This is a genomic window from Prochlorococcus marinus XMU1406 (assembly GCF_017696055.1).
Taxonomy (GTDB): domain Bacteria; phylum Cyanobacteriota; class Cyanobacteriia; order PCC-6307; family Cyanobiaceae; genus Prochlorococcus_A; species Prochlorococcus_A marinus_W.
Window position 1 is genome coordinate 227,282 of the sequence record NZ_JAAORG010000003.1, and the last position, 18,015, is coordinate 245,296.

At 30.8% G+C, this 18,015-nt stretch carries 23 protein-coding genes and 1 tRNA gene; 14 read left to right on the plus strand and 10 right to left on the minus strand.

Features of this window, described 5'->3' with window-relative positions:
• Positions 1-51: 51 nt before the first annotated feature.
• The gene (gene kaiB / locus HA149_RS07540) at positions 52-369 is read right to left on the minus strand and encodes a circadian clock protein KaiB (RefSeq protein WP_025913788.1); all 318 of its coding nucleotides are present in this window, start codon (positions 367-369) and stop codon (positions 52-54) included.
• 145 nt (positions 370-514) lie between these two features.
• Between kaiB and rplU the strand changes: the two genes are divergently transcribed.
• Positions 515-955, plus strand: a complete 441-nt coding sequence (gene rplU, locus HA149_RS07545) for a 50S ribosomal protein L21 (protein ID WP_209114523.1) — start codon at positions 515-517, stop codon at positions 953-955.
• A gap of 9 nt (positions 956-964) precedes the next feature.
• Positions 965-1,225 carry a 50S ribosomal protein L27 gene (rpmA, locus tag HA149_RS07550; protein ID WP_011863458.1) on the plus strand — a complete coding sequence of 87 codons (261 nt, stop codon included), beginning with the start codon at positions 965-967 and terminating at the stop codon, positions 1,223-1,225.
• Here rpmA and HA149_RS07555 read toward each other — a convergent pair.
• Positions 1,218-1,892 (minus strand): class I SAM-dependent methyltransferase, encoded by a 675-nt coding sequence (locus HA149_RS07555; protein ID WP_209114525.1) that lies wholly within the window; start codon positions 1,890-1,892, stop codon positions 1,218-1,220. The genes rpmA and HA149_RS07555 overlap by 8 nt on opposite strands.
• A 142-nt stretch (positions 1,893-2,034) precedes the next feature.
• On the opposite strand from HA149_RS07555, the gene truB reads away from it, so the two are divergent.
• Positions 2,035-2,958, plus strand: coding sequence for a tRNA pseudouridine(55) synthase TruB (gene truB, locus HA149_RS07560; protein WP_209114527.1), 924 nt, complete (start codon positions 2,035-2,037; stop codon positions 2,956-2,958).
• A 3-nt stretch (positions 2,959-2,961) separates the two neighbouring features.
• Here the strand turns inward: truB and HA149_RS07565 are convergent, their stop codons facing one another.
• On the minus strand, positions 2,962-4,137 hold the full coding sequence (locus HA149_RS07565; protein WP_209114530.1) for a SpoIID/LytB domain-containing protein: 1,176 nt from the start codon (positions 4,135-4,137) through the stop codon (positions 2,962-2,964).
• Positions 4,138-4,226: 89 nt separating this feature from the next.
• On the opposite strand from HA149_RS07565, the gene rnz reads away from it, so the two are divergent.
• Together rnz and HA149_RS07575 are read left to right on the plus strand one after the other, a co-directional pair.
• Positions 4,227-5,165, plus strand: a complete 939-nt coding sequence (gene rnz / locus HA149_RS07570) for a ribonuclease Z (protein ID WP_209114532.1) — start codon at positions 4,227-4,229, stop codon at positions 5,163-5,165.
• Positions 5,166-5,251: 86 nt separating this feature from the next.
• Positions 5,252-5,800, plus strand: a complete 549-nt coding sequence (locus HA149_RS07575; protein ID WP_209114534.1) for a pentapeptide repeat-containing protein — start codon at positions 5,252-5,254, stop codon at positions 5,798-5,800.
• 9 nt (positions 5,801-5,809) lie between these two features.
• Here HA149_RS07575 and HA149_RS07580 read toward each other — a convergent pair whose 3' ends face one another.
• From HA149_RS07580 to serA, 4 genes are all read right to left on the minus strand, one after another.
• Positions 5,810-6,178 carry a hypothetical protein gene (locus tag HA149_RS07580; protein ID WP_209114536.1) on the minus strand — a complete coding sequence of 123 codons (369 nt, stop codon included), beginning with the start codon at positions 6,176-6,178 and terminating at the stop codon, positions 5,810-5,812.
• A gap of 77 nt (positions 6,179-6,255) precedes the next feature.
• Positions 6,256-6,555: a ferredoxin gene (locus HA149_RS07585; protein ID WP_209114538.1), complete on the minus strand. Its 300-nt coding sequence runs from the start codon at positions 6,553-6,555 to the stop codon at positions 6,256-6,258.
• Between the two features lie 134 nt (positions 6,556-6,689).
• Positions 6,690-7,601, minus strand: a complete 912-nt coding sequence (prmA, locus tag HA149_RS07590; RefSeq protein ID WP_209114540.1) for a 50S ribosomal protein L11 methyltransferase — start codon at positions 7,599-7,601, stop codon at positions 6,690-6,692.
• Positions 7,602-7,627: 26 nt separating this feature from the next.
• On the minus strand, positions 7,628-9,214 hold the full coding sequence (gene serA / locus HA149_RS07595) for a phosphoglycerate dehydrogenase (protein WP_209114543.1): 1,587 nt from the start codon (positions 9,212-9,214) through the stop codon (positions 7,628-7,630).
• 99 nt (positions 9,215-9,313) lie between these two features.
• Here serA and HA149_RS07600 point away from each other — a divergent pair, with 99 nt between their 5' ends.
• The 6 genes from HA149_RS07600 to HA149_RS07625 all read left to right on the plus strand — a co-directional run bounded on the left by HA149_RS07600 (position 9,314) and on the right by HA149_RS07625 (position 12,270).
• On the plus strand, positions 9,314-9,880 hold the full coding sequence (locus HA149_RS07600; protein ID WP_209114545.1) for a hypothetical protein: 567 nt from the start codon (positions 9,314-9,316) through the stop codon (positions 9,878-9,880).
• Positions 9,881-10,672 carry a photosystem II S4 domain protein gene (locus HA149_RS07605; RefSeq protein WP_209114547.1) on the plus strand — a complete coding sequence of 264 codons (792 nt, stop codon included), beginning with the start codon at positions 9,881-9,883 and terminating at the stop codon, positions 10,670-10,672.
• A 49-nt stretch (positions 10,673-10,721) separates the two neighbouring features.
• Positions 10,722-10,793: transfer RNA gene (locus tag HA149_RS07610), tRNA-Val, on the plus strand.
• Between the two features lie 67 nt (positions 10,794-10,860).
• On the plus strand, positions 10,861-11,478 hold the full coding sequence (locus HA149_RS07615) for a methyltransferase family protein (RefSeq protein WP_209114549.1): 618 nt from the start codon (positions 10,861-10,863) through the stop codon (positions 11,476-11,478).
• A complete protein-coding gene (locus tag HA149_RS07620) occupies positions 11,471-12,022 on the plus strand; it encodes a pyridoxamine 5'-phosphate oxidase family protein (RefSeq protein ID WP_209114551.1) in 552 nt (183 codons plus the stop codon). The genes HA149_RS07615 and HA149_RS07620 overlap by 8 nt, the downstream gene beginning before the upstream one ends.
• Before the next feature lie 74 nt (positions 12,023-12,096).
• Positions 12,097-12,270, plus strand: a complete 174-nt coding sequence (locus tag HA149_RS07625) for a hypothetical protein (RefSeq protein WP_209114554.1) — start codon at positions 12,097-12,099, stop codon at positions 12,268-12,270.
• Here HA149_RS07625 and HA149_RS07630 read toward each other — a convergent pair.
• Both HA149_RS07630 and HA149_RS07635 read right to left on the minus strand, forming a co-directional pair.
• Positions 12,262-12,813, minus strand: a complete 552-nt coding sequence (locus tag HA149_RS07630; protein WP_209114558.1) for a DoxX family protein — start codon at positions 12,811-12,813, stop codon at positions 12,262-12,264. The genes HA149_RS07625 and HA149_RS07630 overlap by 9 nt on opposite strands.
• A 136-nt stretch (positions 12,814-12,949) precedes the next feature.
• Complete coding sequence (locus HA149_RS07635) at positions 12,950-14,104, minus strand: FAD-binding domain-containing protein (protein WP_209114559.1); 1,155 nt, start codon at positions 14,102-14,104, stop codon at positions 12,950-12,952.
• 263 nt (positions 14,105-14,367) lie between these two features.
• Here HA149_RS07635 and HA149_RS07640 point away from each other — a divergent pair, with 263 nt between their 5' ends.
• Positions 14,368-15,117 (plus strand): NAD-dependent DNA ligase, encoded by a 750-nt coding sequence (locus HA149_RS07640; RefSeq protein WP_209114561.1) that lies wholly within the window; start codon positions 14,368-14,370, stop codon positions 15,115-15,117.
• 108 nt (positions 15,118-15,225) lie between these two features.
• On the plus strand, positions 15,226-16,155 hold the full coding sequence (locus tag HA149_RS07645) for an oxidoreductase (RefSeq protein WP_209114563.1): 930 nt from the start codon (positions 15,226-15,228) through the stop codon (positions 16,153-16,155).
• Here the strand turns inward: HA149_RS07645 and HA149_RS07650 are convergent.
• Complete coding sequence (locus HA149_RS07650) at positions 16,150-16,416, minus strand: hypothetical protein (protein ID WP_209114565.1); 267 nt, start codon at positions 16,414-16,416, stop codon at positions 16,150-16,152. The two genes, HA149_RS07645 and HA149_RS07650, sit on opposite strands and share 6 nt — an antisense overlap.
• A 100-nt stretch (positions 16,417-16,516) precedes the next feature.
• On the opposite strand from HA149_RS07650, the gene murD reads away from it, so the two are divergent.
• Positions 16,517-17,947 (plus strand): UDP-N-acetylmuramoyl-L-alanine--D-glutamate ligase, encoded by a 1,431-nt coding sequence (gene murD, locus HA149_RS07655; protein ID WP_209114569.1) that lies wholly within the window; start codon positions 16,517-16,519, stop codon positions 17,945-17,947.
• Positions 17,948-18,015 lie beyond the last annotated feature (68 nt).

The window sequence follows — 18,015 nt, forward strand, 5'->3', positions numbered from 1 at the left end:
CTAATTAAAGAAAAATAAAATTAATTTTTAATTTTAAAAGTTTTATATATATTATTTATCTCCACTATATTCAGTTTCAGTTAATTCATCAAAAAGTAGATCTAAACCAATTAAAACTTTCTCTCTATCTGAAAGATCACCTATTATTTTTCTAACTGGTGGCGGTAAAATTTTAGCTAAAGTTGGAGTGGCTAAAATTTTATCTTCTTCTGCAAGTTGTGGTTGCTTAAGTACATCGATAACCTTCAAAGCATAAACTCCTTTGAATTCATTATCTAAAATTTCTCTTAAGGTATTTAAAGCTCTCATCGAATTAGGAGTATTTCCAGCAACATAGAGCTTTAAAATATATGTTTTCCTTGCTGCCATAGTTTTATAGTTCCTGAATTGATATAAAAGATTTAAAACAACCCTTGACTTATTACACTACAAAATAAGAAAATAAACAAACAATTATGATTGCTTATTAGGCTTAATCAAATTATTAATTTGAGCCTAGTAGCGTCTTTAAGATATGACAAATTCTAAAAAATCCTCAAACAATTCTTCTGAAAGTAATGAGTTGTATGCAATAGCGGAAACTTCAGGTCAACAATTTTGGTTCGAAGTTAATAGATACTATGACATAGATAGGTTAAATGCAAAAGAGAAAGATAAGATAACACTAGAAAAAGTTTTACTTTTAAAAGACAAAGATTCTATTACTGTTGGAAAACCTTACGTTAAGGATGCAAAAATTGAATTAGAAGTAGTCTCCCATAAAAGAGATAAGAAAATTCTTGTATACAAAATGCGTCCGAAAAAAAAGACAAGAAGAAAAATGGGACATAGACAAGAACTTACAAGAGTTATGGTAAGATCTATATCAATAGGTAAAGGCGCTCCTAAGTCTTCTTCAAAAAAAGAAACTGTCAAAAAGGAAACTAAACCAAAATCCGAAAAATCTACAAATTAAACATTTCTAATGGCACATAAAAAAGGAACAGGCTCTACTAGAAATGGTCGAGATTCAAACTCTAAAAGATTGGGTGTTAAAGCTTATGGAGGAGAAAAAGTAACTGCTGGATCAATTCTCATTCGCCAAAGAGGTACATCCTTTTTGCCTGGGATCAATGTCGGGAAAGGTAAAGACGATACTCTTTTTGCACTAAAAGAAGGAACGGTAAGTTTTGAAAGCATCAAAAGAAATTTAAGAAATAGAAAAAGAGTCAATATAGTTATCTAACTTTTTTATAAGCTCTTGTAGTTATAAGAATAGGATGAAATACTTCTAAAAAATTTAATTGAAGAGTCTCAAAAAACTTTTCAACAATTTGACTATCGTCGATATGAAACGGATATTCATTATCATCTCCTTTGTAAAAATACCAATTGAATAGAGCAATAGAATTGCTATCCATAATCTCATTGAAAGTAATAATTTGAGAGGCTGGATCTGCAAGATGTTCCAAAACATCAAGACAAATTATCGTATCAAATTTCAATAGTTGTGTATCTTGAATTGTCTTGCAAAAAGAAATTTTTTTTTCGACTCCTAATTTCTTAGCCCTGTATTCAACAAAATTTCTATTTGTTTGATTAATATCTACAAAAAAAACATGCTCAACTTTTGAAGACATAGCGTTAGCTAAGGCATGCGTACCAATACCTCCTCCAAAATCCAAAACTAAATCTCTAGAAAATCTCTGCTGAAGTTTTAAAGTATCAGCGATGTAGTCCCTACTTGTGATATGCCAAGCAGCTAAATCAGCTACATGCCTATCTCCTACAATCTCAGTATAAAAATCTGAAACTTCATTCAAAGCATCCCCAGGATGTGAATTTGCCAAATTCATTTTTGCATTTGCAAGGAATCCATCTAAATCACATTCCCTAATAGATAAGTATTCCATTAAATGTGATTTCAAATTAAAAGCATTGTCTAAAAACTCTTTTAAAATGAAATTATTGTTTTTCAATTTCTTACTATAAATTTCCAATAACAAAATCATAGAATGGGCATAAATCTTTCTCAAAGAATTCTTAATATTAAAAATGGAAACTAAAGATGGATTCTTAGTAATTAATAAAGAAAAAGGCTGTACGTCTCATGATTGTGTCAAGCAAATAAGGAAGTTACTAAATACAAAAAAGGTTGGGCACACAGGAACTCTTGACCCAGAAGTTATTGGAACATTACCAATCGCTGTAGGAAGTGCAACAAGATTTATTCAATATCTTCCTCAGGGTAAAACTTACATAGGTCAAATTAAATTAGGGATGAGAACTAACACTGATGATATTCATGGAGACATAATTAATCAAAAAAGTTGGCCTAAGATTAGTGATGAAAAATTAGATCAATATTTAAATAGATTTAGAGGAATTATTAAACAAATTCCGCCGAAAGTATCAAGTGTGCTCGTCAATGGCGAGCGAGCTTATAAAAAATCTTTTAGGAATGAAAATTTTGAATTGGCCCCAAGAGAAGTAAAAATAAGCGAACTTACTTTAATGAAATGGGACAAAATAAACGGAATCATAGAAATAAAAATCAAATGTTCAGCTGGCACATATATAAGAGCAATTGCAAGAGATTTAGGAGAAATTCTTAATTCCGAAGGTTGCCTTCTACAACTAAAAAGAATTTCAGCTTGTGGCTTTGATGAACAAAACTCGATAAAAATATCTGATATCGAAAAAGAAAAAGGAAAAAAAAACTCAAAAAATTTAATTATCCCAACAATTTCTGCTCTTAAACACATTTCATCATTTGTCTTAAGTAGTGAAGAACAAATCAATTTTTGGCAAACAGGAAGAGCAATTAAAGTTGATATTAATTACTTAAAGGAAAGTAAGTCTTTTGATTATAAAAAACCCATAAAAGTAGTAGATAAAAAACAAATACTGCTGGGGATTGGCTTCTTAAATAAGGATCAATCTAACATTAATCCAAAATTAGTTCTTAATGCTAAATAACTTCTATAGGTAATCTTTTCTAAAAGGTTTAATTTGCACTCCCCTATAAAAATACTTTAATATTCTTTCAGCTTTTTGGCCTCTAGACGCCAGATATTTAGCACCCCATTGACTCATTCCTACTCCATGACCTGATCCCTGACCAAAAACTATCAAACCTTTTTTTGAAGGAAATTTATTGTTTAATTCTTCCTCAAAAAATTTAAATCTCACAAAATTACTTTTGAGACCTAATCTTTTTCTTAAAACAACCCCAGATATTTGATCAGAACCATAAACCCCAATAAGTTTTACATTTTTTACCCTCCCTGTACTAGTAATATCTAGTATCTCTATATTTTTTAAACCTCCAATCTTGGGGAATAAATCTATTAATTCATTACTCGAAATTTTTTTTTGCCATCTAAATTTTGGATTATTTTTATCAAAATCTTTCACACTTGATAAATATGGATATTTATTCTTCCATACATCTTGACTATTTTCTGTCATTCCACCTGAGCTACTATGAAACAAAGCATTAATTAATTTATTTTTATACGTCAAAACTAAAGATCTAGTACTTTTAACGGCTCTGATAGTTTTATAAGTTCTGGACTCCAGCCCATTATAGACTTGGTTTTTCTGGGTTGAATCTATATCAAATAAATTATTTCCCTTATGCTTTAAAGCATAAGTTCTTGAGGCAATTGCTTGTGCTTTTAATGCTTCAATAGGCCATTTTGTTGGCATCTCTGAGCCCACTACACTACTTAAGTATTTTTCTATTCCTAAAACATTCACTACTAATATTTCAGAATCAAGTACGAAGAGATTAAGCTTACCAGAAAATCTTTTCTGACCTACCCATATACCTCTTCCATCAAAAGATCTAATTTGAAATTGTTGATTATTTTTTAAGTCATATTTTTTTTGTTTATTTTTATCAAAATATAAAATTTTTCTATTTTTCTCATTTTTCAAAGTTAAGCCTTTTATTTTTTTACTTGAAAAAAATTCCCCCTCTATGATTAAAGGAATTGATCTATCTGATCTAATCCTTAAATTGTTATTTTTTGATATCAAAACTCTAATTCTTGGCTCTCTAGATGCAAAAACACTTTGACTCTGAAAAACACAAATAAATAAAATGGTAATCAGGCAACATTTACTATAATTATTTTTAAATTTAAGTATCACTTTGTTTAAAAAACAAATGCTCAATTTGCCTAAGTTTGACTAAAAGTTTAGATTTAATCCAGATATAAAAATAAAAATATCATAAATAAGTGAATATCACCTTCTTAGGAACAAGCTCAGGAGTCCCATCCTTAACGAGAAATGTTTCTTCCCTAGCACTTAAATTATCACAATCATCAGAAGTTTGGCTTTTTGATTGTGGTGAAGGAACGCAACATCAAATAATGAAAAGCAATATTAAATCTTCACAAATCAAGAAAATATTTATCACACATATGCATGGAGATCATATTTATGGTTTGCCTGGACTTCTGGCTACCTTAGGTTTATCAGGAAATAGTAAGGGTATTGAAATTTATGGTCCTTCTGAGTTGCGAAGTTTTATAAATTCTGCACTTAAAAGTAGTTTTTGCAAATTATCTTTCCCGTTGCATTTTGTGGAAGTTGAAGATTTTGCAACAGAAAATAAAATTTTATTTGAAAATAACAAAATAAAAGTAAATTGCGCCTGCCTTAAACATAAAATACCTGCTTATGGATATCGAGTTAGTGAAAAAGATAGGCCAGGTATATTTGATATCAAAAAAGCAGAATCTCTAAACATAGCACCTGGACCAATTTATTCAGAACTGAAACAAGGTAAAAAAGTCGTATTAGCGGATGGCAGGACATTTGATGGAAAAGAATTCTGTGGACCTCCTAGAGAGGGTGAAAGTTTTGTTTATTGCACAGATACAATCTTTAGCAAATCAGCTGTTTCACTATCAAAAAATGCCGATTTACTAGTACATGAATCGACTTTTTCAGCAGAGGATGAAAGCATGGCCTACGAAAAATTACATTCCACAACAATCATGGCTGCCAAAACAGCATTATTATCTAATACAAAAAAATTAATTATTACTCATTTAAGTCCAAGATACACTAATAAAAATTCAATCACGCCAAGCGATTTGCTTAAAGAGGCGCAAAAAGTTTTTCCAAATACTCACCTAGCCAAAGATTTTCTAACTGCAGAAATTCAATAAACTGCAACAGTTCGTTAGCAGGAGCGTTGTAAATGACCAACCCATGAAATAATAGTCTTAGGTTTTTCTATTTGACGTCGATCGAAATGGTCTCTATTTTTTCATCACTACATAAGTCTTTCAAAAGACTATTTATTTTTCTTCCTTTAATTGTTGGTTTACTTATTAATCCAATTTCTGCTAATGCCCTTTATCCTAGTGATCCTTCATCAGTAGATGGATTGAAAGAAGATCTTCATGGAGCAGATCTTCAAAATAATGAATTTGTAAAATATGATTTATCTTATCAAGATTTAGGAGAGGCTAATCTTCAAGGCGCCTATATGAGCGTGACAACTGCAAAGAATTCTAGTTTCAAAAGCGCCAACATGAAAGATCTTATTGCATATGCTGTACGTTTTGATAATGCTGATTTATCTGATGCGAATCTTACAAATGGTGAGCTAATGAAAAGTGTTTTTGATGGAGCAATTATAGATGGTGCAGACTTTACAGATGCAAATCTTGATCTTTCTCAGAGAAAATCATTATGTGAAAGAGCTAGTGGAACTAACCCACAAACTGGAGTTAATACAATTGATAGTCTTGAATGCACTGGCTTAAAAGGTTACATGCCACCAAAGCCAAAAGCATAAGATTTAAAGCTAACTAACTTCAGATGGGAAGATATTACCAGGCTCTTTTGAGTCTGGTTTTTTGCTATACCACCATTCTTGTATATCAGAAGAAAATTTCTTCGAAAAAAAAGTTATAACTGTTTCAACAGGTTTTGATCCAGGCTCCAAAATCTGAACTGAGTAAGATGGGCATTTTCGTGAAGCCATATCAGCAACGAACCTAGAGCCTATTCTTCTCCAACTAGGCTCCTTACTTCTCCAAGCAAGCCTTGAACAAGGCCAGGGTAACTCTTCCCTATCATATAGTCTGCAACATGGTCCAATTACCCTATAGCTGTACTGACCTCCATAACTCGATTGAACACTACCAGTCTTGAAAAATTCAAATTTATTCATCCATAAAAAAAGCCACCTTTATAGAGGGTGGCAGAGAAAAAATAAATAATCAACTTAAAGAAGTTAATTTTTTATAATTAATACAATTCTTCCTCAGCATGAGTTGTAATTGTTACATCAGATGTTGGATAAGCAACACATGTAAGAACAAAACCAGCTTCTAATTGGTCATCATCCAAGAAGCTTTGGTCTGATTGATCAACACTACCTGAAGCAACTTTTCCAGCACATGTTGAACATGCTCCAGCTCTGCAGGAATAAGGAAGGTCGATACCTTGTTCTTCAGCCGCATCAAGGATGTACTGGTCATCAGGTACTTCAATAGTTGAATTGAGACCTTCACTTTCGTTGATTAGTGTAACTTTGTAAGAAGCCATTTAAAAAAAAAATTGTTGGTAATTAATACCTATCAACTACATTTTTAACATCGATTGGGGCGATATGTGAGATTTTGAAGTAAAAAATGACACAATAAAATGTATTAAAGAGTATCTATAAGAAAAACTTATACTTAGATTGAATCTCTGGTTTTTTGCGCAGAAATGCATGCCCAATCTTTTCTAGTTGATACATCCAATAATTTCAAGTCATTCTGAATTAATATTTTTATAATTTCATCCTTTTGTGAATTCAGAATTCCACTGAAAATTACTTCCCCATTGTTTCTCAAGCACTTATAAATATTTGGAATCATTTCTTTTATTACTTCGGCAAGAATATTGCATAAAACAAAATCAAATTGTTTGAATTGATTTTTTAAAGTTACCTCATTAAAAGATCCCAAAAATGTATTTAAATTGTTTAAATTACCGAAATTTAGTTGGAAATTAGATTTTGTTGAATTTATAGCTAAATAATCATTATCCACTGCACAAACCTCTTTAGCGCCAAGTAATCTTGCGGCGACACTCAAAATCCCGCTACCACTCCCAATATCTAATATCTTTTTATCAGAAAAAAAAATATTCTCCATTTTTTCCAAGCAAAGATAAGTCGAAGGGTGACTTCCTGTACCAAAGGCTGCTCCAGGATCAATTTTTATGATTTTTTTATCTTTAAATTTTTCATTTAGATTCATCCAACAAGGCAATATTAAAAAATGATTTCCTACTAATTCAGGCGCCCAATATTTCTTCCAGCTTGTCAACCAATTCTCCTCTTTAATAATACTCCAATCAAAAAATTGATTCTTAGGGGTATTAATGTTTAGAAGTTTGCTAATCATTTTTTCAAAATCACACCTAAAACTCTCGCCCCAATCATCGACTGGGAGCCATACATTCACCTCTTTTTTATTTTCATTTTTAATTAAATATTCAAATGAAAAACTAAATATTCCCAGCTCGTTTAATTTCCAAATAATAATTTCTTCTAAATCACTTTCTATCAGAAAAGTTAGTTTATACCAATCTTTAGTTGCCATTATTTATATATATAGAGCTGGCCTCTTTATAGAGTAACTGGATTAGCGTTGGTAATTCCCTCTACTTCAATAATGGTGTCAAGCAACTTATTAGGAATTGGATCATCAATACTTAGAACCATAACAGCTTCTCCTCTAACAATTTTGCGCCCAACTTGCATCGAGGCAATATTTACATTTTTGCTACCTAATAAAGAACCAAGCTTGCCAATAATACCAGGCATATCCCTGTGCCTAGTAACAAGCATGTATCTACTTGGCGATACATTAACAGGATATTGATCAATACTAATGATTCTTAATTCCCCATCAGCAAAAATGCTTCCTGCTACGCTATGGTCCCCATTATCTCCATAAGTGGTTAACTGAAGCGACCCACTAGCAAATTCTGGTCTCGCCTCATCTTTATTCTCGACTACCGAAATACCTCTTGAATCTGCTTCTAGCGAAGCATTCACATAATTAATCCTATCTCCTAAAGCTTTACTTAGAAGGCCTTTTAGACTAGCTATTATCAATGGCTGAGAAGGATGTTGAACAAATTCACCTTGAAGCTTTACTTCTAGTTTCTGTATCTGCCCACCTGAAAGCTGGCTTATCAGCAGACCCATTGTTTCAGCCAACTGTAAATGAGGTTTTAGACTGTCCATAATATCAGGGCTCAAACCTGGAATATTTACTGCAGTTCTAGCAGATAAACCAAGCAAGACATCTCTAATTTGTTCTGCAACATCAACGGCTACATTTTCTTGTGCTTCCCGAGTAGATGCTCCTAAGTGTGGGGTAAGGATAAGATTCTTTTCAACCTTCAAAAGTGGTGAATTAGATTCCAAAGGTTCTTTAGAAAAGACATCTATTGCAGCACCTGCAATTAATGATTTATTTAAAGCTTCTGCTAATGCCTCTTCGTCAATTAAGCCTCCTCGAGCACAATTAATTAATTTTGCGCTACTTTTCATACTTTTAAGGATGTCTATATTTACTAAATTCTCTGTCTCTGGTGTGCGAGGTAAATGCAAAGTTACATAATCGGATTGTTTAAATAAATCCTCTAGTTCAGATAATTTAACTTGTATTTGTTGGGCTCTTTCAGTTGAAACAAAGGGATCATATCCGTAAACTTCCATTCCTAATGCATTAGCAACTTTCGCTACATGAGCACCAATTTTCCCTAAACCTACTACACCTAATTTTTTCTTATAAAGCTCATTACCAACAAATTTCTTTCTTTCCCATTTACCTGACAAAGTACTATTATTAGCAATTGGGATATGTCTAGATAAAGCCAACATCATAGCTATAGTATGCTCAGCAGCAGCTATTGTGTTACCCCCTGGAGAATTAACAACAAGAACTCCTTTTTGCGTAGCAGCCTTAACATCTACATTATCAACTCCAACTCCTGCTCTTCCAATAATTCTCAGTTTACTTGAAGAGTTAATAATTTCTTCAGTCACTTGAGTACCAGAGCGAATCATTAAAGCATCATATTCTTTAATAATGGAAGCTAGCTCAGAGTCTGAGATCCCTATCTTCTGATCAACCTGAGCAACTTGTGAAAGAATATCGATTCCTGTTTGATCAATTGGATCTGTAATGAGAACTTTTGTCATTTAAGATTGGTTCTTTAATCTTTTACTTTAACTTAATCTATAGTGTATGTATCTTATTTTATTAATTTGAATAACACACAAACATTTGAGGATTGAAATTTGACTAAAAGTATTGTGATATTTGAAGACATTGATAAATGTATCCAATTATTTGAAGTTTTCAAAGAAAAATCAGTAATGCTCTCTGAAGCTATTTTGATCCCACCAATAAGTGAGAAAATATCGTCAGATGAAACAGAATTGCTAAATGCTAAAGCAAATATCTTATTCAAATCTCAAAATTTTGAAGATATAAGAATTTTAAATCCTACACTTGATAGAAAGATTAGACAAAAAGAAATGAGTAGATGGCTAATGCCATTTGGTTTTATAGCTGGAATAGCTTTTTCTAATATGACAAATTTATCTACTTTCAGTTTTCTTGGTTTGAATAACATCGGTGAATCCTTAATTGGAGGTCTTTTAGGAATGGGTTCAGGATATTTAGGTAGTGCCGTTTCTTCTGCAAGTATCAACATCAATAGGAATAAAGAGTTGAGATCAATTATTAATTCAAATAAAGAGGGTAAATGGCTTGTTCTGCTTGAAAATCAAATTGGAACTGAATTACCTTGGGCTTTGATAAAACAATCAGATGCAAAAGATATAATTTTTTTAGAAGGCTAAATGATTGACTTAAAAGAAATCTTGATAAATTCAAACTACAAAAAAGAAACTGAGGAATTAATAAATATTGCTAACTTAGCTTACAAAAACTGGGAAACTTATTGGACTGGGTTTAATTCAACTTATGTTTGCGAAGAGATTTTAAAAGATTTTGAAAATTTAAATGATTTCAAATTTTTTATTTATGGAGGATTCTCCTCTTCTCAAAGATCTAGGATAGCTTGCTTTAGAAGAGATAATATTCCTAAAGAGGATGCGCTTAAAAGTAATTTTCCAGCTCAAGGGATAAAAATTAATGGGAATTTTTTATTTGATAATGCTACACAAGACGACTTTAGATCCCTCTTGGTTGAAAATGGGGTAAATCAAATAAAAGTTGGAGATATATGGACTATTGGCGATAGGGGTGCACAAGGGATAATTGATAATTTAGATGTTAAGCATCTAGATGAAAAGATTTTTTATTTGAGAGACGTAAAAGTAAAAATTAATGTAGTAGGTATAAATGAATTACAAATACCTTCTGGAAGATCAAAAAGACTTGTAAATACAGTAGAAGCTTCAACAAGATTAGATGCTATAGCTTCAGCTGGCTTTAGGGTATCACGAACCAAAATCATTGAAAGGATAGAAAATGGAATGCTCAGATTAAATGGAAGCAAAGTTAATAAGCCAACTATTAATCTAAAAATTGGCGACAAACTAGAACTTGAAAATAAAGGATTTATCGAAATTCTAAATTTAGAAATAACCAAAAGAGAACGATGGAAAGTTAAATTACTTAGAAAATGAAACGCAACCTGCTATTTTCTTATAAGGGGAATTAAAAATTCTTCAATTTGGGCGATTAGCTCAGTGGTAGAGCACTACCTCGACACGGTAGTGGCCACTGGTTCGAATCCAGTATCGCCCATTAAAACTTTTGACAACCTAGGTTATATCCACAGAAAATAATTTCATTTTTTAGATTATTAAAAAAGATGAAACTCAATCAAATAATTAATCTGCATAAGGGGCTAACTGCATTTGTAGTAATAGGTCTTATGATTTTTTTTGATAATTTTACTATCGCTCCCTACGTTTATTTAGCTCTGCATGGTACTTATGGATTACTTTGGCTTCTAAAAGAAAAGATATTCCCAGATCCTTATTTTAAAGAAAACATCAACTTTTTAACTTCAGTTACTGGTTTTATTTTCCTTGGAAGTTACTGGGTAGCTCCCTTCATTCTTATCTCATCTCAGAAATCTGTTCCAAATATCGTAATAGCTGCATCTGTATCTATAAATATAATTGGGGTGTTTTTACACTTTGCTAGTGATGCCCAAAAATATTTTTCTCTTAAATTAAAAAAAGATCTTATTAAAGAAGGATTTTTCAAAAATATAAGGAATACAAATTATCTAGGAGAAATACTAATTTATCTATCCTTCGCAATTCTTTCAATGAGTTTCATTCCATTAGTTATTCTTGCAATATTTTTCTCTATAGTTTTTCTACCAAGAATGATAAGAAAAGATAAATCGCTCTCAAAATATGATTCATTCGAAGAATACAAAAAGAAAAGTGGTCTTATTCTGCCTAAACTAAATGCTTGAAGACAACCTACCAAGTTGGAGACAAGATTTAAAATCTTCTAGAAAAAAAGAGGGCAAATCACCCACTAATAGATGGATACAGCTTGCAACAGTTAGCGACAAAAATGAGCCCAGATTAAGAACAGTTGTTTTCCGAGGATGGTATAAAGATAGTTCAATGATTATTTTTACAGATAGAAGAAGTGAAAAAATTGGGCATTTAACATCTAACCCTAATGCAGAAATATTATGGTTCTTTTTGAAAACCAAATCACAATATAGATTCAAAGGAAAAATACTTGAATTAAAAGATAACAAAAATTATTGGGACTCATTATCAGAAAAATCAAAATCTTCTTGGTTTTGGGGATCTCCTGGAGAGAAAATAAACCCTCAAGTGAGATCTGATTATGAAATATCATCCAAAATACCGAAGTCAGAAAATTTTGTGGTTCTAAATTTTGAAATCGATTCAGTAGATCTTCTTAAATTAGAACAACCTATTCATAAAAGATATCTTTGGGAAAAGATTAATAATTGGGAAAAAGTTGCAATTAATCCTTAAATATTTCTAAATTGTATATTTAGGTTGAAAAACATATAATGATAAGTCAGTTTTAAAAAAGAAGTATTATTCATATGAATTTCTCAGAAATTCCAGAAAACCCTTTTATTTTCTTATCTTGGGTCACTGCTTTAGGACTTTTTATAAGTCTTTCTGAAGCAACAATTAAAATAAAACTCGATAAAAGAAATAGTTATCGAAAAAGGTTAGAACTAATAAATAGCCTCTATCCTAAGAAGTTAGCTTGAAGTATCTGAAAGTATATTTGCTTGTAGAAATTGAAATAAACCACCTTTATTTACTTCTTCTTTAATTTCAACTTCCTTAGAAGTTTTCGATTTTTTTGGGGATATAATTTCGTCAACTTCTTCTGATTTCAAAATTCTAATAATAACTTCATCTAAGGAAAAATTTCCAGGACCTGTTAAAGCTATTGAAGTTGCTGAAGCGAAATACAAAAGTAAAAGCTCAAGTAAGAAAATATTAAAACCTGAAGTAACAAGTGCATGATATATAGCGACAGAAATTGTTCCAACAATTGCCAAAGCTCCGAATCTAGTAGCTAAGCCGATGATTAGTAACCAACTACCACCTATTTCTGAGAATGCAGCTATGTATGATAAAAATATTGGGAATGGAAGATGTAAAGGTCTAACAAAAGCATCAGCGAAATTTTCTATATTTGCTAATTTTTCATAACCGTGATGAATAAGAACAGTTCCTGTTATAACCCTAAGAATTAATAAAGCAGTATCTTTGCTAAACGACTTGGTAAGAATTGTTGAAAGCACTATAAAAAAATTATCCTTAAGTAAAAATAACTAGTCACAGTATCCATCGTGGATTAAACAGTAAAAGTCGCGCCTAATTAAGTATTTATACTTAGTACTCAAGTGAATTCTTTTTCTGATTAGGAATTCAATTAAGTTAAAAATTATTTTTTGAATAATTTTCTAATATTCTCTGATTGATTTTCGGAATATTTTCTTTAAATTTGAAAAACCCTTTTTTGGCAAATTTCCAAGCAAATAAATCTTCATCCCTCACAAGATTAAAAATTTTTTTATGGTGCAAATTTTTAAACTCAATTATGAAATCATAATTTTCTCCCACTCCGGGATAAATAATGTCTATTTCCTTGGTATTTTTAAAAGTATTTTCCAGTAAATAAGGATCAATCTGTTCAACATTATCAAAATGCTCTACAAATTCAGAGACCAAATCTTGTTTAAATTTCAAAACAGATTCAGACAATTTAATTTGTCTTTGTTCATTTTTTAAAAGGATAATAAATACTTTTTTATAGCTTGTAATTAAATTTTTAAGGGTTGCAAGGTGGAGATCATTTTCAAACATAATCAGATTATCTGATTTAGGGTCCATATCATTTTTATAAATCTCATCTTCTAATGGTATTTGATTAGATTCTTCAAGAAAAATTTGTTGATTACTTATTTTTTCTGCATTAAATCTATTATTTGAAAATTTTCTGAGGTTTGATGATGAAAAAAGATATTGTTTTCCCTTCGTTTGCAATCCTCCGACCCATCTCCAGCTAAGGAGATTAGATGCAGCATCACCATCAAAAAGATATTTAAAGAAAAACTTTGCTCCCAATTGCCATGGGAGGCCTAAATTAAATATCCAAGTACTCGCAAACCACATTCTTGTATGGTTATGCAAATAGTTATACTGCTTTAATTCATGGACCCAAGAATTAAAAAAATCTAATTTTGTATTGCCATTAATTGCACTTTCATATAGCTCATAATCAAAATCGAAATTGTTTTCTGAAATAAAATTTCTCCAAACTTTAGGTCTATTTTCCATCCACCCTTTCCAGTAAACTCTCCAAAATATTTCTTCAACAAATTTAGTTGAATTTTTAATTTTGTACTTACTTTTAATATCATGAACCAGATCATATTCCGATAATATTCTATGAGTAATGAAAGGCGATAATTTTGAAACTGAACTTTCGTTATTTGGCCCAAAATCAAAATTTCTTAATTTTGCATAATCATTAATTTTGTATTTCGCAAAATTTTCCCAGGAATTTTGGGCTTTTAATAAAAATGACATTTTCTCATAACTTTAAAAAATTATTTTTTGTATTGATAGAAATTTCAAAAATTAGTCAGCAAATTAATCCTTAAAATTTTCTATTTCACTGTTAAGTAAATATGTTTGATTTAAGTATTTAATTTAAGCGCCTTATAAGTACATTTTATACTCTTAAATCGCTCTCTGCGTAGGAGGATATTTAGTGGTCAATTACTTTTAAAATCTAATCTTAATTTTCAAATCTTTATTTAAAAGATTTTTAAATATTTTTCAAAATTATTATGGATAATTTATTAGTGAGAGATGTTAAGTATCTAGATGAACAATACAGAATAGGTGAAGGCATGATTTCGGATGATGCATTTAAGCAACTTGAAAAGCTCTTTATTCCTCTGAATCGAAAACCTGACTACTTTAATCAAAAAAATAATAAACTTTTGCCCAAATTAGCTAAAGAAAACTATAAAGAATTTTTGGAAAGTTTATTAACAAAAACAAGATTAAGCATTCAACCAAAAATTGATGGCTGTGCTATTGCAATTAGATATATAGATGGCAATTTTAATAAGGCTATTACAAAAAAAGGATTTGATGTCTCAAGCAAAATTAAACAAATTAAAAATGTCCCCAATTGTATTCCTATCAAACGAGATTTTCAAGTTAGAGGTGAACTATACGCTACAAACCAAGTTGCCGGCATTTCCCAAAGAATTACAAGAAAATACCTCAATGATAAGAAAGGGATTGGAGAAAGTCTCAGCTTTTGCTGTTTCCAAATACTTAATGGAAGACTTAATCAATACGAAACCCTTAACTATCTTAAAAAATGTGGCTTCAGCACCCCTGAAAGTTACTTCACAAATCATACAAGCGAAATCAAAATATATAAAAAAAATTGGTTAGAGAGAAAAATATTTGAGAAATATCCAACTAATGGGATAGTTATTAAAATAAATAGTAGGAAATTACAGGTACTTAGGGAGAAAAGTTTATCTCAAAATAACGAATGGCAATATGCAATTGAAAAATAATATTAAATAGTACCTTCAAAAAGGGCTCACGATACTGACTTCCAGTATTTACAGTGGAAAAGTAATTAAATTTTGGTTAAATTCCAAAGCTATTTGCAGGATTACTAAATGACTTCCACTATTTCAAGACCTAAAATCTCTAACTGGGAAACATCTAATATTCCAAACCTTATAGGCAAAACAGCGCTAATTACTGGTGCGAATAGTGGTCTTGGATACTACACTGCGAAGGCCTTAGCCGAAAAAAATGTTCATGTTGTTATAGCTTGTAGATCGCTTGAAAAATCAAATCAAACTATCAAAAAACTTAAAGGTCTTAATCCTGAAGGAATATTTACACCTTTAGAATTAGATTTGTCAGATTTAAAAAATATTGTTGAAGTTCAGTCCAAAATTTTTGATAATTTTGAAAATTTGGATTTACTAATCAATAATGCAGGCATTATGCATCCGCCTAAAACTCTTAGTGCCCAGGGATATGAAATACAATTTGCAGTTAATCATCTAGCTCACATGCTTCTGACCCTAAAGCTACTTCCAATTATTGAAAAAAAAGAAGAATCTAGAATAGTTACGGTTACTTCAGGAGCACAATTTTTTGGCAAAGTTGGTTGGGAAAATCTGAAAGCCGAAAACTATTACAACAAATGGGAATCTTACTCCAATAGTAAATTGGCAAATGTAATGTTTGCTTTGGAACTAAATGAAAACTTAAAGCACAAAAATATACTTTCTTTAGCTGCTCACCCAGGAATTGCAAAAACAAATCTCTTTACTGCTCAAAAACCTAACCCTAGTCCATTAGAAACATTCTCCTTAGAATTATTTAGCCCTATTTTTCAAACTGCTGAGATGGGTGCTTTACCTCAACTTTTTGCAGCCACTTCACCAGATGCAAGAGGTGGTGATCATTATGGTCCTAGATTTAATTTCAGAGGTCATCCAAAACTATCCCCTACTTCTCCTTTCGCCATGAATAAAAAAGAAAGAAAAAATTTATGGGAAAAAAGCCTTGAAATACTAAATAATTTCCTATAAATTTTTCATTTTTACTAACTTTAGAAAATACTTCAAGATATGTAATTCACTCTCTGAGAGTTTCATAAATTCTGTTAAGGCATCATAATTTTTTTCATCAATTTTTTTTGACAATTCAATAAAACTATCATGGTTTTCATTAACAAAGCGCTCAGCAATCTGAGACGGAGTTAAACCCTGTTCAATTAATTCACCTGGAGCATTTTTCTCCCACTCTTCATAAAACCAAGAGAACCAATATTTTGCAGTATTATCTTCCATTAATTAACTTTTCTTTGGCGATTACTATAAATACTGAAGAAAGATCTCATGATTGAATTACCCCTTAAACACAATTAATATAAATGCAATTATAAATTTAATGATAGATAATCATTCAAGTAAAAGAAATATTAATCTTGTAATTGGATTAGGTAAATCTGGATTTTGGGCTGCCAAGTATTTGAGAAGCATCAATAAGAGAGTAATTGTCTGGGAAAGTAAAGATGGGATAGAATTCTTAGAAAGAAAAACAGAATTAGAAGAGCTTAATATACTAGTTTCTCTGAATAAAGAATTTGTATTTGAAGAAATTCAACCTTTTGTGAAAGAGATCGAATCTGTTGTTGTAAGTCCATCAATACCTTATGACCACATAACTATTATTGAATTAAAAAAAAAGGGGATTAAAGTAATTGGAGAAATTAATGTTGCATGGGAAATTTTAAAAGACACAAATTGGATAGGTATTACTGGCACTAATGGCAAGACTACTGTTACTCATCTACTAAGCCATATACTCTGCGATACTGGATTATATGCTCCTTTTGCTGGAAATATTGGTACACCTTTATGTAAATATGCTCACTCCAAAAAACATGAAAAAATTGATTGGGTTGTAGCTGAATTAAGTAGTTATCAAATAGAAATATCTCCAGAAGTAAAACCTGATATTGGAATATGGACAACCTTCACAGAAGATCATCTTGAAAGACATAAAACACTTGAAAACTATTTCAACATAAAAAAAAGCTTGCTAGAAAAATCTGATTTTAGAATTTATAATTATGACGATAAAAACCTAAGAAATCACTACAGTTCGCTATCAAGAGGGGTTTGGATAACAACTAGTTTCCATAAATCAAATTTTATTCAATGCGATTATTGGATAGATGATCAAGCATACATTTTTGAGAGAGGAAAGAAATTATTCAAACTTGAACATTTTTCTTTAAAAGGAATACATAATCTTCAAAATCTTTTATTGGTAATTGCAGCAGCAAGAAAAGTTGGATTATCTGGAAAGAAGATTAAAGATTCTTTATCTAATTACAAACAATTACCCCATAGGATGGAAACAATTTATAAAAATAATGATCTGGAAATAATTAATGATAGTAAGGCTACAAATTTTGACTCATCTATTGCAGGAATAAGTTCAATCGAAGGTCAAATAATAATCATTGCTGGGGGTAGATTAAAAGGCAATGAATATAGTGAGTGGATAAAACTTTTAAAGAAAAAAGTTAAATGTGTTTTCCTTTTTGGAGAAAGCTCAAAAGTCCTAAAAATGGCGCTTATTAATGAAGGATTTAAAAAAAATATTTTTGAATTTTCAGAACTAAAAGAGCTTTTAAATTTTGTTTTTCATTATTTACAAAATAATAGGGTTGGAACATTATTATTCTCACCTTCATGCTCTAGTTTTGATCAATTTAAAAATTATGAAGAGCGTGGAGATTATTTCAAGAAGCTAATAAGTGAAAAATTAAAGGTTAATAAATCTATTTTTTGTTCAAGTATCATTTCGTAATTTTCAGGTCGGTCATCACAACCGTCTCCCCCCTAGCAAATATTCACTTAATTAGTTAGATTTTGAAT

Coding starts and splice junctions, on each gene's coding strand:
- kaiB (WP_025913788.1), bottom strand. CDS start 369: ATGGCAGCAAGGAAAACATATATTTTAAAGCTCTATGTTGCTGGAAAT.
- rplU (WP_209114523.1), top strand. CDS start 515: ATGACAAATTCTAAAAAATCCTCAAACAATTCTTCTGAAAGTAATGAG.
- rpmA (WP_011863458.1), top strand. CDS start 965: ATGGCACATAAAAAAGGAACAGGCTCTACTAGAAATGGTCGAGATTCA.
- HA149_RS07555 (WP_209114525.1), bottom strand. CDS start 1,892: ATGGAATACTTATCTATTAGGGAATGTGATTTAGATGGATTCCTTGCA.
- truB (WP_209114527.1), top strand. CDS start 2,035: ATGGAAACTAAAGATGGATTCTTAGTAATTAATAAAGAAAAAGGCTGT.
- HA149_RS07575 (WP_209114534.1), top strand. CDS start 5,252: ATGGTCTCTATTTTTTCATCACTACATAAGTCTTTCAAAAGACTATTT.
- HA149_RS07580 (WP_209114536.1), bottom strand. CDS start 6,178: ATGAATAAATTTGAATTTTTCAAGACTGGTAGTGTTCAATCGAGTTAT.
- HA149_RS07585 (WP_209114538.1), bottom strand. CDS start 6,555: ATGGCTTCTTACAAAGTTACACTAATCAACGAAAGTGAAGGTCTCAAT.
- prmA (WP_209114540.1), bottom strand. CDS start 7,601: ATGGCAACTAAAGATTGGTATAAACTAACTTTTCTGATAGAAAGTGAT.
- serA (WP_209114543.1), bottom strand. CDS start 9,214: ATGACAAAAGTTCTCATTACAGATCCAATTGATCAAACAGGAATCGAT.
- HA149_RS07605 (WP_209114547.1), top strand. CDS start 9,881: ATGATTGACTTAAAAGAAATCTTGATAAATTCAAACTACAAAAAAGAA.
- HA149_RS07615 (WP_209114549.1), top strand. CDS start 10,861: ATGAAACTCAATCAAATAATTAATCTGCATAAGGGGCTAACTGCATTT.
- HA149_RS07620 (WP_209114551.1), top strand. CDS start 11,471: ATGCTTGAAGACAACCTACCAAGTTGGAGACAAGATTTAAAATCTTCT.
- HA149_RS07625 (WP_209114554.1), top strand. CDS start 12,097: ATGAATTTCTCAGAAATTCCAGAAAACCCTTTTATTTTCTTATCTTGG.
- HA149_RS07635 (WP_209114559.1), bottom strand. CDS start 14,104: ATGTCATTTTTATTAAAAGCCCAAAATTCCTGGGAAAATTTTGCGAAA.
- HA149_RS07640 (WP_209114561.1), top strand. CDS start 14,368: ATGGATAATTTATTAGTGAGAGATGTTAAGTATCTAGATGAACAATAC.
- HA149_RS07645 (WP_209114563.1), top strand. CDS start 15,226: ATGACTTCCACTATTTCAAGACCTAAAATCTCTAACTGGGAAACATCT.
- HA149_RS07650 (WP_209114565.1), bottom strand. CDS start 16,416: ATGGAAGATAATACTGCAAAATATTGGTTCTCTTGGTTTTATGAAGAG.
- murD (WP_209114569.1), top strand. CDS start 16,517: ATGATAGATAATCATTCAAGTAAAAGAAATATTAATCTTGTAATTGGA.